The following is a 13,759-nucleotide window of genomic DNA, read 5'->3' as shown; positions in this document are numbered from 1 at the left end:
GCACCAGCAGATGCGGGCCCTGCCGTGCGGCGGAAGGGATCAGGCGGCCGGTGTGTAGCGGACGATGGTGTCCTCGCACGGTCCGTCGGCGTAGACCTTCAGCGCCTCGAGCTCACGCTCGTCCGCGGTGAGCTGCCAGCGGAGCTTGGTCGCAACCCACTCCCCCCACATACCGGCACTGCGCCTGCGGGGACGGCGGCATCCAGTCGGCCGGGTCCTGGTCGGACTTCTGCCGGTTGCTGCGCGCCGTCACCGCGACCAGGGAGACGCTCGCCCCCTGGTCGTTCGCGTAGGCCTCGCGCCGCGCCGCGGTCCAGGTGGAAGCGCCGGAGTCCCAGGCTTCCGCGAGCGGCACCATGTGGTCGATGTCCAGGGCCCCGGGGTGGTGACCTCCTGGCCGTCGTAGTAGGAGATCCACGTGCGCCGGTGAGCTTGCAGCCGGTCTCCACCGTCGGCGCGACGACCGCCTCGGACAGGAGGACCTCGGCGCGGGTGTTGCACCCGTCGGACTTGTCCTCGCCGGAGTTCCAGTGCTTGAAGGACCTGCGGGTGTATCCGGCACGATTCTCCTCCGCCGCCTGCACCAGGCCGACCGCGTCGGCCAGGGGGGTCACCTCCCCGTGGCGGGACGGCGAGTGGTGCTGCGACTTCGTGTCCGGCGCTTCACGTGCGAGGCCGTTTCTTGCGGGCGGCGGACGTTCGTTGAACAGGTCGCGGGCCTGACCCGCCGGCACAGCCAGCGGACCGAACGACTGCGATCGGTGTTGGCCGAGGTCGGCCTCGCTCTGGCCGGTCGCGCCGGTGCTCGGCTGGTGGCCGACGTCTTCGGGGCGAGGGTCAGCCGGAACACGGTCCTGCGGCTGGTCGACGCCCTTCCGGAAGACCAGCCACAGGTACCGCGCGTGGTCGGCGTCGATGAGTACGCGATGAGCAAGGGTCGTGTCTACGGGACCGTGCTGGTCGACGTCGAGACCCGTAGGCCGGTGGGCCTGCTGCCGGATCGCGAGGCAGGCACTGGCGGCCTGGCTGGCCGAGCGTCCAGGGATCGAGGCCGTCTGCCGCGATCGCGCCCCGTTCTTCGCCGAGGGCGCCAGCATTGGGGCGCCCACCGCGGTCCAGGTCGCAGACCGCTTCCACCTCTGGCGCAACCTCGGCGAAGCGGCCGAGCGGTGCGTCTCCCGCCACCGCCCGTGCCTGCGCGCGACCTTCGCCGCGTCGGAGCTGGAGAAGACTCCGGCTCCGACACCGGCCGAGGGCGGGTCGCCATGGCCGACCGGGCACCGGTGCGCCGACCGCACCCGCGCCAACCACGCCACCGTCCACGCGCTGCTGGCCTCCGGCCGCAGCCGACGCTCGATCCAGCGCCAGCTCGGCATGACATACCGAACCGTCCAACGGCTGGCCGACGCCGCGAGGCCGGAAGACCTGTTCCAGGGGCAGTGGCAGAACCGCAGGACCAAGCTCGACGACTTCAAGTCCCACCTACACGAGCGATGGGCCGAGGGCTGCACGAACGCCTGGACCCTCTGGGAAGAGATCAAGACGCACCGCTACACGGGCGGCTACGAACCGTCCGCGCCTACCTCCAGCCGTTCCGTACATCTCTGACCGCGCCTGCAGCCCGTCCGCCGTCGCCACGCACGGTCACCGGTTGGATCCTGACTCACCCAGATATTCTGCCGGATAGCGAGAGGCTCAAGCTGAAGGCCGTCCCCGGGTCCGCGCCGACGACCTGCCCAGTCTCCACGCCTTCGTCAACGGCCTCGAACGCGATTCGCTGCCGTCACCGCCGGCCTGACACTGCCGTGGAGTTCCGGCGTCGTCGAAGGGCACGTCAACCGAATCAAAATGATCAAGCGCCAGATGTACGGCCGGGCCGGCTTCGGCCTCTTACGGAAACGGGTCCTGCTGGCATCCTGACGGGACGGTTACGAGCTCTGCTGGAGTCGCTCCGCAGCCTGAGCAGGGGTGTCGTAATAGCCGGGGCGTGCCAGCAGGACCGAACTGAAGTAGTACCCCTGCTCTTCCTCTGGCTTGTCATCGGCCACGAACGGGCGCCAGAGGCCAAGGAGCAGGTCAGAGGCGACGAAGGATGCCGGGTCGTCGGGGTCTGCCTCGATCGAGGTGTGCTCGCCCATGCGTTGCACCAGCTCGCGGGCCGGGGTCGCGAACACGTCCAGGCCCCGGAAGGTGACTCGGTCTGTCTTAGTCGACGGCCTCCCGAGCTCGATGGCTTCGAGCATGTCACGCGTGCAGTGGATGCTGATCATCAGTCCACTGGGACGGAAGACGTGCTGCCCCGGCCGGTCGACCTCCGAGACTGCGGAGAGATCGCGGAGCGAGTTCAGCGCCGCGTCAGCCGAGTGCCGATTCATACCGATCTGCAACGGGCCAACGCCGGTTGGCGGGGCGAGGTCGAAGTCCATACGGGCATGATCCCAGACAGGTCTGTCAACCAGTCACGAAGGACGGCCCTGCCCCGAGGGTTACAGAGCGTGTGAGCTCCACAGAAATTGGACCAGAACCTGAGTTTGGGAGTCACCAGGTCTCTTGCCAGGGCTGTCGGTGGCCAGTTAGATCTCCCCGCCCTCGACGAACAGGGTCCCCCTCATCGGGGTGGACCCCGATGTCCACGGTTCTTGTGGTGGCACCGTCAGCCAAGAGGCCAGCTTGGGTTTGGGTGCTCTGCCATGCGGCGGACGGTCGCTCGGACGTTCTTCAGCGGCCGTCGCACGGGGCGTCGTCCGCAGACACCGGCTTGGTGTCGGCCACCAGGCAGGAGGAGTACACCCGCGGCGGCGTGGGCCGCGGCTCCGGTTCCGACGTGGCGCCCACGGCAATGGTCGCCCCGGCAGCGACGAAGGTTAGCCCTGCCATCACGGCGAGCCAGGTACCGCGGCTCACCGATCACCACGGAAGTGGTTACGGACATCGTCACGGCAATCGTCCTCGGTGCCGACCTGGACTTGTGAAAAGACCAGCACTCCGTCTCCCTTGCCTTCCTGCTTGGCCTTGGCCAGCTGCGTCTCGATGTCCGCGATGCGCTCGGCGCACTCGGCACTGACGGACTTCTCGGGCTGCGGATCTGGGGCCGAGGAGGCGTTCAGTTTAGCGGTGGCGGCGAGGCAAGCCGCGCACAGCACCGCCCACGCGGCAACCCACCCGCGGCGGCTCATCCGTATCGGCTTAGGCATCCAGGCATCCTACGAGCGCCGCGGCGGGCTGTCGCCGAATCACGGTTTCCTCGTCGACGAGACCACCGACGAAGCCAGCTGGCATCGCCGAGGAGGGCGACGGTGTCCGACCGATCGCGTGTCAGAGGAAATCCTGAGCTGCGGCGACGGCCGTAGGGCCGAGCCGGCGTGGTGGCCTGCCACGGCACTGCCGTCATTTTTCGACATTCACGAGCCAGCTGATCGACAACTGACTCCGGAACCGGTCGACAATCGCTGTTCCTTGAGATGCACGAAGCCACCCGTCACGTCACCGCGATCCCCCGATATACGGAGGAGGAGTGATGGAGGGCTGCGACCACCATGTCTGCGGTGTCACCCCCAGCAAGCGCTGCTGCCTTGCCGAAGCGCGTGGGGCTTGACCACTGTGACGAGGCCGGGGGGTGCGGTGCCCTTCAGTGGGCGGCAGCGCTGACACGTCCGGCGCACGGTGGACAGGCACAGACAAACCAGTACGCATGACATGGGGGATCGATATGCCTGAGACCGATACCAGTCCCGCGGCAGCCGACTGTCTACACCGGCTGCGGGATGAGGCCATGGCGATGTTCACCGAGTTGCAGCGGGCGGATACGAAGGCGACAGCGTTGTGCGGCGTGGCAGGTGGTCTGCTTGCTGTGGACGCGGCGGTGCTGACGGCTGCGCCTAGGCCTGAGCGGTTGGCTATGGCTGCTTTGGCGGTTTCCGGCGTTCTTCTCGGGGCTGCTTTGATCATGGGTATGACTGCGATCCGTCCGGTTCTGCCGCGGGGAAACAGGCTGCGAGTATTTGCCTGCTCGGCCTCCAGCCTGTGCCGAGCTGACGCCCACTTTCCGGCAGGCGCAATGGCGGTCTCGAGCGAGCACCTGCGGGCGGAAGCGGAACGGCTGGAGCTGTTCACGCTGTTGGCGCAGCGGAAGTTCCGGGCTGTGAAGCGGACTGTCGACTTCATCGCCAGCGCCTTGGTGGTGGCCGGATTCGGACTATTGATCCTCTACATCACGGGTTGAGAAAATCACGGTATCTGTGATGGTTACCGCACGCGGGGGTGGGATGTATCAGCCGCATATCTCTATCATCGGGCCGCATTTGTGGTCCGAGTTGTCCGACCTCGTTCCTCCTCGCATGCGGCCGGCCAGAAGCGTCCTGTTACGTCAGGGGGACCCCGGTACCCACGTCGTCATGCTGGCTTCCGGATCCACCCTGGTCACGCTGACCGGCGCACATGGAGAGCGTGCGTTGCTGGCGGTGCGCGGCGCCGGAGAACTGCTCGGTGAACTGGCTGTCCTGGACGACCAGCCGCGCACGGCGTCGGTCATCGCCGCCGAGGACTGCCGGGTACATATCGTCCCGGCCCCCGAGTTCCTTGCGTTTGTCGAACGCCATGGTCTGCAGACTGCGCTGCTGCGGCACGCCATCGCGCGGGTTCGTGAAGCGGAGTTGGTCCGCCTGGAGATGGCCACTGCGCCGGTTGCGGTGCGTCTGGCCTCGGCTCTGGGCCGGCTGCTGCAGGCCGCCTCTGCGACGGGCCCGGACTACATCGTGCGGCTGACCCAGGAGGAGCTGTCACAGATGATCGGCGCGTCCCGCAACGCCGTGGGTAGTGCGCTGAAGCCGTGGCGTGAGAAGGGCTGGCTGGTCACCGGGGCTGCCAGTGGGCTCGCCGTCCGGGACATCACCTCGATCCAGTCGCACGCGGACATGGGCAGGTGACCGACCGCACTCTCGCGGTGCCCAGTGCTGGGCACCGTCTCGGTGAGCACGCGGCCAGCATGGGGCATCCGCACAGCCCCTCTCCGCGAAAGGCCGTCCATGACGCCCGAGGACTCACACGACGCCGTCGACGTTCCTGAGGAACACGCCCTCCTGGTGGTCGACATGAAGGAATACAGCCAGATTCCCGAGGCGAGGATGTCCTCCACCCGATCCGATCTGGACGACATCCTCGCCACCGTGTTCGCGCAGTGCATGATCGGCGAGATCACCGTGCTTGAGAACACGGTCAAGGACCGCGGCGACGGCGCCATCTTCGTGCTTCCGGCCCGGCACGCAGCCCGGCTGATCGATCCCTTCCTGGCCCACCTGAGCCGGGCCCTTGAGCGTCACGAACGGACCAGGCTGGCCAGCGCACCGCCGATTCGGCTGCGCGCCAGCGTGCACACCGGCCCCCTGGATCCGCCGGACCACCGCGGTGATGCCGTCAACGACGCCTGCCGTCTGGTCGACAGTGACGCGGCCCGCGGTGCCATGGCCGCCGCCGTTGCCCACCACCTGCCACTGGCCGCGGCAATCTCCGACACGGTCTTGCGCCGTACTGTGCGCGCCGGCCGCACCCCGTCTCTCGGCATGCACAGCTTCCAGCGCGCCACGGCCCTCGTCGACGGCAAGCCGGACTTCCAGGAGACGTGCTGGCTCTTCGTCCCCACACTGGCGCCGGCCGTGATCAGCCCCTACCTCGCCACATACACAGGCACGGCAGCCCTCGACCCGCAACCCCAGCCGGCCCCCGCCGCAACGCAAGAGGCCGGCGACGGACACCAGGACAGCGTGCGGCAAAAGGGCAGAGCAACAGGCAAAGCACGGCTGGTGCAAGTGGGCCGCGACTACATCGCCAGCCCTGAGGAGCAGTCGTGACGGGCCCGGAAGACAACGAGAAGAAGCTCTATCAGCAGGCTGAGGCGTCCGGAAACGCCCAGGTGACACAGGTTTCCGGCGACTACGCAGAACACATCCACCGGTACGTGCGAGGGTGGGAGAACCTGCGCGGGGTCCACATCGGCGACGCCGAGATGGATTTGGTTGAACACGCCTTCGTCGACTCCCCCGGCCCGAACGGATCCGGACAGGCGAAAGTCGGCGCCGACCGGCTTACCCGCGCCTACGGCCGGAGCCCCATCCTTGTGGTCTGCGCCGAGGCGGGCGCTGGACGGCGCACCACCGCACTGCGCGTGCTGCGCGACGCGGGGGTCCCCCGGAAACGGATCCTGTGGCTGCTGCTGGACTGGGACCGGCCCCGCACGGAGCAGATCCCCTTTACCGAGGGGCACGGCTTCGTCCTGGATCTGACCGGCTACCGGACGCTTGCCGAGGACTTCTACACCGGGCTCGCGGACTATCAGAAGGAGGCCGAAGCTCATTCAGCATTCCTGATCATCCTGGCCGACCCGAGCGCTTGGCGCCCCGGCACGCTCACTGCCGTCCCCACCCTGCCCGTCGTCCGCCCGCCGGCACCACAGGTCGCCGAGGCTCACCTGCAGTACCTCGCGCCCGCAAGGGCACACTGGCTGAGCAGTGACCCCTTGGACAGCCTGCTGGCCGCAGGCGCCTCAGCTGCCGAGGCTGCTCGCCTGGCCAGGCTCATCGCCCAGGCCAAGGACGACGACACGATGGCGGTCAAGGAGGAGTTCGGCGACTGGAAGGACCACTTGCATCATTGGTTCGAGAAGCACTCCGCCGACAAGGACCTGCGCGAACGTACCCTCCTGGTGGCCGCCGCGCTCCTGGAGATGGTTCCGGCCGATGTCGTACTCGATGCAGCCGACCGGCTCTTTACCGAGGTCGGAGGCAAGCTGCCGCCTGGCGGTGCGCTGGCCGGCCTCGACCTAGAGCAGCGTCTGAATGCGATTGACGCCCGCCAGGTGGAGGACGAGCATCTATCCCTGGAGGCCGAGCAGCACGGAATGCCCGCCGCGGTCCTGAAGTACGTATGGCAGCAGCGGCCGCAACTGAGGCCGGTTCTCCTGGAATGGGCTTCGCAGATCAGCGCACCCGACGGAATCGCCGTGGGGTACTTGCAACGAATCGCCGACTGCTTGGTGCAGCTGTCCCTTTTGCCGGGCGGCTCAACAGTGCGGTCCGTGGCGAGCAACTGGATCGGCACAGGCCGCAGCACACACCGGCAGTTGGCGATTGAGATCCTGGAGACCATGGCGCTGCACCCGGTGACGGGCGTCGCCGTTCGCAAGCAGCTCTACGACTGGGCTCACCAGAAGACGACCAGCCCTGAACTGATCAAGGCCGTCGGCAAGATCTGTGCCGGCCAACTGGGACGGAAGTATCCCCGGGTCGCGCTGACCCGGCTGCGTCTGCTGGCCGCGAGAGGCGACGACGTGTCACTCCAGGCAGCCACCGACGCCATACGCATCCTGGCAACCGATCCCGGACAGCACCTCTTGGTGCTGTCCGAGATCGTCGGGTGGGCCGAGTCCACCGACAGCACGGTGCGCAGCGCCGGCGCGAGGACGTTCCTGGCCTTGGCCGAGACCGGCGAGGCACTTCTCCTGGCCGGCGGGACGGGGGCACCCGACGGCCCTTCTTCCACGCTGGCTGGTGAGCTCTGCATCCGCGGCTGGCAGGTTCTGCTGCAGGAGCCGGCCACAGCCGAGGCGGCGCACGTCCGCCTGGCGGCCTGGCTCGACTCGCCGGAGCTGCCCGACGAGGAGATCCTGCCCCTGGCCACCGCCGTGCTGCGCGGCTGCGCCGGGCAAGTGGGACCAGCCGCACTGCTGGTGGGCTCTTCCGGCAGCTCCGATCTGGGGCGATCGCGCCGCCGACGGCTGCTCGATGAGATCCTCACCGATCACGCGGCATCGCCCGCCCGAGACTGGCCCCCCGCGCACCGTGCCGGTCAGCCCTCTTCCGAACCGGCGTGAGGCTCCTGCCGTGGCGCAATCGAGTCGGCCGCAGCGCACTGCGTGCCGCCCACACCGATTCGGAACAGCATCCGTTCGTCATGACCGGCGAGCGGATAGCCAGCCACCTTGCCAGTGTGTTCTTCACGGCCCGCATCAACGGATCGTGGCGCCGCCCCGGCGCCTCGGCACCAGATCATCAAGCGCCCGCCGCTCTGGCGCGCGACCATCTGCGCCGTAGGACCGCGCATGCCGTGCGGCCGTACTCCGTGCTCGACGTGGGTGCGGCCCAGGACGCGGCCAACGCCGTTCTGGCGCACTGGAGCCGCGTATCCGGGCTGGAGGCCACAGGTGCCGTCGACCTGCATGTCACGGCCCACGACCGCGGCCTTGCCGAAGAACACGCCCGCCGTCAACAGGCAGCCGATCTCGACCACGAAGAGAACCTGTACCGCCTGGCCCAGCTTCAGCGGGTCCTCGCCGACCCTGACCTGCGCCGGGTGTGGTGGATCGCCCGCTTCCCGGACCGCTTCAACGACATCCAGGGGCTTACGGCAGCGCTGGAAAACCTTCCCCAGCCGCATGAACCCATGGACGACGACCTGCGCGGTGACGTCCGGCGCTTCACCGACCAGCTCTTCACCGACCTGCACACGCCCCAGCAGCGAGAGGTCTTCCTCCAGGCATTCGTCCAGACCCTCAACGTCCTCGGCCAACACGACCTGCAGGCGACCGCCGCCCAGTGGCTCGGCCCTGAAGCCCCCGGGAGTCAACCCGCATGAAGACCCCTACCGCCCGATGGCTCCTCGCTCCTCTGCGACAACTGCGCACCTTCCAGCTCATGGCCCGCCACGGTCCGACCCTGCCGTACGAAACCGCGTGGGCCCTGATCACCTTGCGCACCTCAACCGAGGAAGCGGCTTTCCTGCGTGCCTGGAACCGAGAAAATCCGTGCGGTGCCCCTGGAATCCACTACGACCAATGGCACACGCTGGACCCGGCAGAACAACGGCGCCGCCGTAGATGGCTGAACCGCCATGGCCACTCTCCCGTCCAGCACTTAGGACTGGAACCCAGCCTCGTCCAGAGCGCGGGCATTCACGTCCTCGACTGGAGCCGCCCCTTGGACACCGAGGGCAGGCAGCCGTCGGCACAGCCTCACCAACCCGACTATTCCTGACACCACAATCGGCAACCATGCTCACCGAGTACCAGGGCAAGCCGCTGTCAGCCGGGCTCGATGAGTCAGACAGGGCGATCCCCCCGTCTCACACCCTCGCCGCAGGCATCGACCGCTAGGGCCTCCTTCGCTCACCCGCCACGCCCTGGCCGCCGACACGGCCCTTGGCGGCGGACCGGGGCGAGAGGATGCTCACGGTGGGCGCTCATCCCGGCCCGGCCGCTGGACAGCGTCAGCGCGTCGCCGGGCTCGCCTTCCATGAACTCAGGCTTATCTGCACTTCACCTGAACGAGTGCGATCGCAGGCACCACTTCTGCACCGTCACTGCCGGGCGGAGTAGGGGCGGATGCTCGCGGAGAGAGCAGCAGATTCAGGTGAGAGCGTGCGCCCTTGTCCTCTTCAACTGGTAGTTCGTGCGGCGGCTGATACGGCTTCGTCGACGGTCTGGTGGACGGCGTGCGGTGCGAGCTTGTCGGTGAGCGGGTGGCGGGCCAGTTCTTCGGCGGCGCGAGTGCGAAGGTGGGCGAGGTGCAAGGTGATGCCCTGGTGGGCGAGCTCTTCCCGTAGCTCGGCAAGGGTGTCGAGGACGGGGACGCTGAAGCGGAAGCTGGCTGTGAGGTCGAGGACTACGGCGTGGGGGGCGGGTTCGGCGGCTTTCGCCAGTTCGCGTACGGAGCCCTTGATCCGGGCTACGTTGCCGAAGAAGAGGCTGCCGTCCGGGCGGACGGTGAGCACGCCGGGCGTGGTCGTGGCCTCGTCGTGCAGGGCGGTGTCTTCGAAGAGCGTGGTTCCCGGGAGCCGGCCGAGCACCGCGAGGTTCCGTTCGCTGGCGCGGGCGATGAATAGCACCAGCGAGAGTGCGACGGCCAGCAGCAGTCCCGGCAGCAGGTCGAAGAGGAGTACGCCGGCGAGTGCGGTGAGCGCGACCCAGAGGCTGCTGCGGTCCAGGGCCGCGTACCGGCGGAGCTCGCCGACCTTGAGGAAGCCGCGTACGGCCACGATGACGATGGCGCCGAGCACGGGCTCCGGCAGATCGGTGAACAGCGGGGTGAGGAATGCCCCGGTGAGCAGGATGAGGCCGGCAGCGATCAGCGAAACCATGGGGCTGCGCCCTCCGGCGCCTGCGGCGGCGGCGCTGCGTGAGGCGCTGCCGGAGACGACGAAGCCTCGTACGAAGCCGACGGCGATGTTGGCGGTGCCGATGGCGATCATCTCCCGGTTGGCGTCCACCTCTTCGCTGTGCTCGCGGGCGAAGCGGTTGGCGATGCTGAACGCCTCCGCGAAGACGACCAGGGCGACGCCGAGTGCCCCGCCGGCCAGCTTGATCCAGTCGCCGGCGGCGATATCGGGCAGATGCGGTACCGGCACGGCCGAGGGGATCTTGCCGACGATCTCCACTCCGTGGTCCTTCAGCCCGTAGACCGCCGAGACGAGCAGGCCGAGCAGGAGAACGATGAGGGATGCGGGCAGTCTGGGCAGGAAGCGTTCCAGGACGAGGAGCAGTGCCAGTGCCGCCGCGCCCACGGCGAGGGTGGTGAGCGACCAGTCGGAGAACTTGCTCACTACGGTCCAGGCCCGCTCGAAGAAATTGCCCTCGCCGCTGGAGACCCCGGCGATCTTCGCCGCCTGCCGCACGATGATGGTCAGCGCCATTCCGAAGAGGAAGCCGACCAGCGCGGGTTCTGGGAGGAAGTTGGTGATGAAGCCGAGCCGGGCGAGTCCGGCCGCCAGCAGGATGGCACCGGCGACGACGGCGAGGGCCGCCGACAGGCCGACCGCATCCTCGGGGTCGGCGCTCACGTCGGCGATGGTGGCGGCGGAGAGCACGGCCGCGGCTGAGGTGGCACCGATGATGAGGAAGCTGGAGCGGCCCAGCAGGGCGTAGAGCAACAGGGCCACCGGGGCGGCGTAGAAGGCGTTCTGCGGCGGGACGCCGGCGATCTGGGCGTAGGCCACGCACTCCGGGACGATCAGCGCCCAGGCGGTGAGCGCGCCCAAGGCGTCGCCGCGCAGCCAGGGCTTGCGGTAGTGGCGTAGCCAGTCGGCGAGCGGCCAGGCCCGCGGAGGCGCCGGGAGGGTCATGCGGCGAGGCCGCTGACCGCGTCGCCGATGAACTTGGCTCCCAGCACCATCAGCAGGACGGTCATGATGGCGCTGTTGTGCTGAGCCATCCAGCCCTTCCACGACGTCAGGACCCGCACTGACTTCTTTCCGCCGGTCAGGTAGACGCCGAGCGGCAGCAGTGCGCACAGTGAGCCGATCAGCACGAACAGCGCGATGGCGACGGTCTTGCCTCCCGCTGAGGCGGAGCTGCCCGCGATGGAGAGGGCACCGCCCACGGCCAGTACCAGGTTCTTCGGGTTGAGCCCGGACAGTGCGGCGGCCAGCCCCGCAGCCTTACCGGGGGAGAAGGTGTCGATGCTCTTCATCCAGCCGGGCAGGTCGGCTTCCTGCCCTTCGCGCGGGCGGCCCATCCACTGTTTCAGGCCCAGCAGGACGAAGAGCATGCCGGCCAGCAGCTTCACCCAGTACACCCAGGAAGCTGTCTGCCCGTCCTGGTGGGCGTCGGCGCCGGAGCCGAGCAGGACGACGAGCGTGCTCAGCGCTGCCAGGGTCACCACCCAAGCGGCCGTGAAGGCGATACCGTTCACGCGTCCACGCGGTGTCGCCAGCATCAGCACGACCGCGATGATCGGCACCGGACTGATGGCGATACCGACGGCCGGGGCGAGCATCTGCCCGATGGCGTCACCCATGATCAGCCTGCCACGGTCAGGACCGGTAGCTGCCAGGAGCCGTCCAGCACGGATGCGTCCGGTCCGTAGATGCGGATGATGACGGAGAAGGGGCCGTCGGGGGCGGGCAGCCAGTTCGCCGCCTGCCGCGGGTCGGCGGGCCGGCTGTGCTGGACGTGCAGAGTCAGACCGCCGTCCTGGTCGTAGACGAGGCCCGGTGTGCGGTCCCCGATGGAGTACCGGTCGATCGGATTGTCCACCAGGAGACGCTCCGGGAGCCGGTAGAGGGTGGCCGACCAGAAGAACCGCGCCTTGGGCAACTGGTCGGCGGGGAAGCGGACGGTGTAGTCGCGGTCCGAGGCGTTCGGCGGGCGGTTGCCCTCGTTGTCCAAGACCCATCCTCCGTACCAGGCCCCCACCGGGGGAAGCCCGTACAGGCCCTTGTCCGCGCCGATCCCGCGGGCGAGATAGTCCTCTCCCAGCTCGGCGCGTGTGCCGAACATGCCCGACGAGGTCGTCGCCCCGGCCTTCGCGGCGTCCAGCCGCTCGCGACCCACGCTGATGCCCTCATCCATCGCGGCACGGACCCCGGGTTCCAGAGCTGCCACATCGAAGGTGCCGCTGCCATCCACACCGAGAGCGGCCAGCCGCCCGCGTAGATCCTTCTGCGCGGGCATAACGGGGAAGAAGCCGAGCAGGAAGTCCAGCACGGTAAAGAACTCGATGTCCTGACCGGATTCCTCGCGCCACACCGGCCATACCGGGTCCGGGGCGGGGGCCGGGGCGTCGGTGCCGGCGAAGACACTCAGTGGCTTCAGCCCGTACTGCTCCTGGAGGGCGCGCAGCTCCTCGACCTCCTCCTCGGTCAGACCGGTGAGGGCGGTGCGGCCCAGGCAGCCCACGAGCTGGGTGTAGGAGCGGAGGACCTCGGCCACACCGTCGGGCACGTCGCCGGACCACCCGGGCCCCGCGATCATGTAGTGCCCGCGGTCCTGGCCGGTGGTGCGGGCACCCACGTAGCCGACGTAGGTGGTGTCCAGGTCGTGGAAGGGCAGCACGTAATAGCGGTCCATGGCCGGCACCGACACGACCCACGGCTCCGCGCGCAGGTCCAGCCAGCACCACGAGTACGGGGTGTCGTTGTTCGGCGTGACGATGTCGGTGTTCTCCGGCCGCGATGCTGCGGATAGTGCCGGAACGTGCCGAAGCCGCCCACGTACCGGGAATCGTCCGGGTCCACAGCCTGCGCGTACATCGTCCGGTAGTTCTCCAGCATCGGATGGCCGTACACCCATGCCTCCGCCGCCGTCGCCCGCACTGCGTTCAGATCCATACCACTCATGCAGCACCCTAGGTAGAAGAAATCTTCCCTTTGCCCTTCTGGTGATCATAAAGACGCATTCATGGCCATGCATGCGGGTAGGAGTATCAGTCGACATCTCCCACGAACGGCCCTGTCGCTGTCAAGCGCACCCCCGAGACAAGATCTCTGCAGGGAAAATCAGCACCCGGGTCCGGGCCGGTTCGAGGCGGCTCTCGCTGCCGGCCCGGAAGCCAAGGCCACACCAAGCGCCGGCCAAGTACGAGAAGCCCCACGCATGCCCGGAGGCGGGAGCGGCGGCACACACAACTTTGCCGCCCCTTCAGTAGCACGCACGCCAGCAGCCCCAAGGAGGAACTCGGTGCTGTACGAAGCCTGCCGGTAGCGGTCCACACCCGTACGAGATCGGGGCTGCTCGAGAGAGCGGGGATATCTACGCGGCTCGTACGGCCAGACCATGCGCCCCTTCGACCTCCTGGTCGTCGACGAGGCACACCGCACCTCCGGTGACCTCGGTAAAGCCTGGGCGTCCGTCCACGACCAGGCGCGCATCCCTGCCGAGCGGCGGCTGTACATGACGGCCACCCCATTACCGTTTTGGTGCCCCGCAACGGGGCGCCCGGCCTCCGGAGTTGGCATGACTGTCTCCCCCTGTCGATCGCATGTCTTGGGGGGTGGT

General features: G+C 68.3%; 11 protein-coding genes and 2 pseudogenes. 7 read left to right on the top strand and 6 right to left on the bottom strand.

All coding sequences use genetic code 11. The features are described from left to right. Window positions 1-39: 39 nt before the first annotated feature. Window positions 40-614: pseudogene (locus tag ACZ32T_RS36125) on the bottom strand (HNH endonuclease family protein). Between the two features lie 325 nt (window positions 615-939). On the opposite strand from ACZ32T_RS36125, the gene ACZ32T_RS36120 reads away from it, so the two are divergent. After that, on the top strand, window positions 940-1,608 hold the full coding sequence (locus ACZ32T_RS36120; protein ID WP_467371713.1) for a transposase: 669 nt from the start codon (window positions 940-942) through the stop codon (window positions 1,606-1,608). Window positions 1,609-1,928: 320 nt separating this feature from the next. Here the strand turns inward: ACZ32T_RS36120 and ACZ32T_RS36115 are convergent, their stop codons facing one another. Continuing rightward, window positions 1,929-2,426, bottom strand: a complete 498-nt coding sequence (locus tag ACZ32T_RS36115; protein WP_467371711.1) for a hypothetical protein — start codon at window positions 2,424-2,426, stop codon at window positions 1,929-1,931. Window positions 2,427-2,900: 474 nt separating this feature from the next. Next, entirely contained in the window at window positions 2,901-3,194 is a 294-nt protein-coding gene (locus ACZ32T_RS36110; RefSeq protein ID WP_467371709.1) for a hypothetical protein, read from the bottom strand. 578 nt (window positions 3,195-3,772) lie between these two features. Between ACZ32T_RS36110 and ACZ32T_RS36105 the strand changes: the two genes are divergently transcribed. The 5 genes from ACZ32T_RS36105 to ACZ32T_RS36085 all read left to right on the top strand — a co-directional run bounded on the left by ACZ32T_RS36105 (window position 3,773) and on the right by ACZ32T_RS36085 (window position 8,625). After that, on the top strand, window positions 3,773-4,222 hold the full coding sequence (locus ACZ32T_RS36105) for a Pycsar system effector family protein (protein WP_467371707.1): 450 nt from the start codon (window positions 3,773-3,775) through the stop codon (window positions 4,220-4,222). Window positions 4,223-4,241: 19 nt separating this feature from the next. After that, window positions 4,242-4,925: a Crp/Fnr family transcriptional regulator gene (locus ACZ32T_RS36100; RefSeq protein WP_467371705.1), complete on the top strand. Its 684-nt coding sequence runs from the start codon at window positions 4,242-4,244 to the stop codon at window positions 4,923-4,925. A gap of 99 nt (window positions 4,926-5,024) precedes the next feature. Continuing rightward, the gene (locus ACZ32T_RS36095; protein ID WP_467371703.1) at window positions 5,025-5,846 is read left to right on the top strand and encodes a hypothetical protein; all 822 of its coding nucleotides are present in this window, start codon (window positions 5,025-5,027) and stop codon (window positions 5,844-5,846) included. Continuing rightward, entirely contained in the window at window positions 5,843-7,864 is a 2,022-nt protein-coding gene (locus ACZ32T_RS36090) for a hypothetical protein (protein ID WP_467371701.1), read from the top strand. The genes ACZ32T_RS36095 and ACZ32T_RS36090 overlap by 4 nt, the downstream gene beginning before the upstream one ends. Next, the gene (locus ACZ32T_RS36085) at window positions 7,861-8,625 is read left to right on the top strand and encodes a hypothetical protein (RefSeq protein WP_467371699.1); all 765 of its coding nucleotides are present in this window, start codon (window positions 7,861-7,863) and stop codon (window positions 8,623-8,625) included. The genes ACZ32T_RS36090 and ACZ32T_RS36085 overlap by 4 nt, the downstream gene beginning before the upstream one ends. 798 nt (window positions 8,626-9,423) lie before the next feature. Here the strand turns inward: ACZ32T_RS36085 and ACZ32T_RS36080 are convergent. Genes ACZ32T_RS36080 through ACZ32T_RS36070 form a run of 3 tightly spaced genes read right to left on the bottom strand, consistent with a single transcriptional unit; the run spans window position 9,424 to window position 13,054 of the window. Beyond that, window positions 9,424-11,106 carry a SulP family inorganic anion transporter gene (locus ACZ32T_RS36080; RefSeq protein WP_467371697.1) on the bottom strand — a complete coding sequence of 561 codons (1,683 nt, stop codon included), beginning with the start codon at window positions 11,104-11,106 and terminating at the stop codon, window positions 9,424-9,426. Continuing rightward, window positions 11,103-11,780, bottom strand: a complete 678-nt coding sequence (locus ACZ32T_RS36075; RefSeq protein WP_467371695.1) for a GAP family protein — start codon at window positions 11,778-11,780, stop codon at window positions 11,103-11,105. The genes ACZ32T_RS36080 and ACZ32T_RS36075 overlap by 4 nt, the downstream gene beginning before the upstream one ends. 2 nt (window positions 11,781-11,782) lie before the next feature. Next, window positions 11,783-13,054, bottom strand: coding sequence for a DUF1254 domain-containing protein (locus ACZ32T_RS36070; protein WP_467371693.1), 1,272 nt, complete (start codon window positions 13,052-13,054; stop codon window positions 11,783-11,785). A 459-nt stretch (window positions 13,055-13,513) separates the two neighbouring features. Between ACZ32T_RS36070 and ACZ32T_RS36065 the strand changes: the two are divergent. Beyond that, window positions 13,514-13,759, top strand: a pseudogene (locus ACZ32T_RS36065) (DEAD/DEAH box helicase family protein); the annotation flags it as partial.

The organism is Streptomyces sp. NPDC023573, from assembly GCF_055559735.1.
The sequence above is the reverse complement of the archived record's forward strand: the minus strand, read 5'-3'. Positions and strand labels throughout refer to the sequence as shown.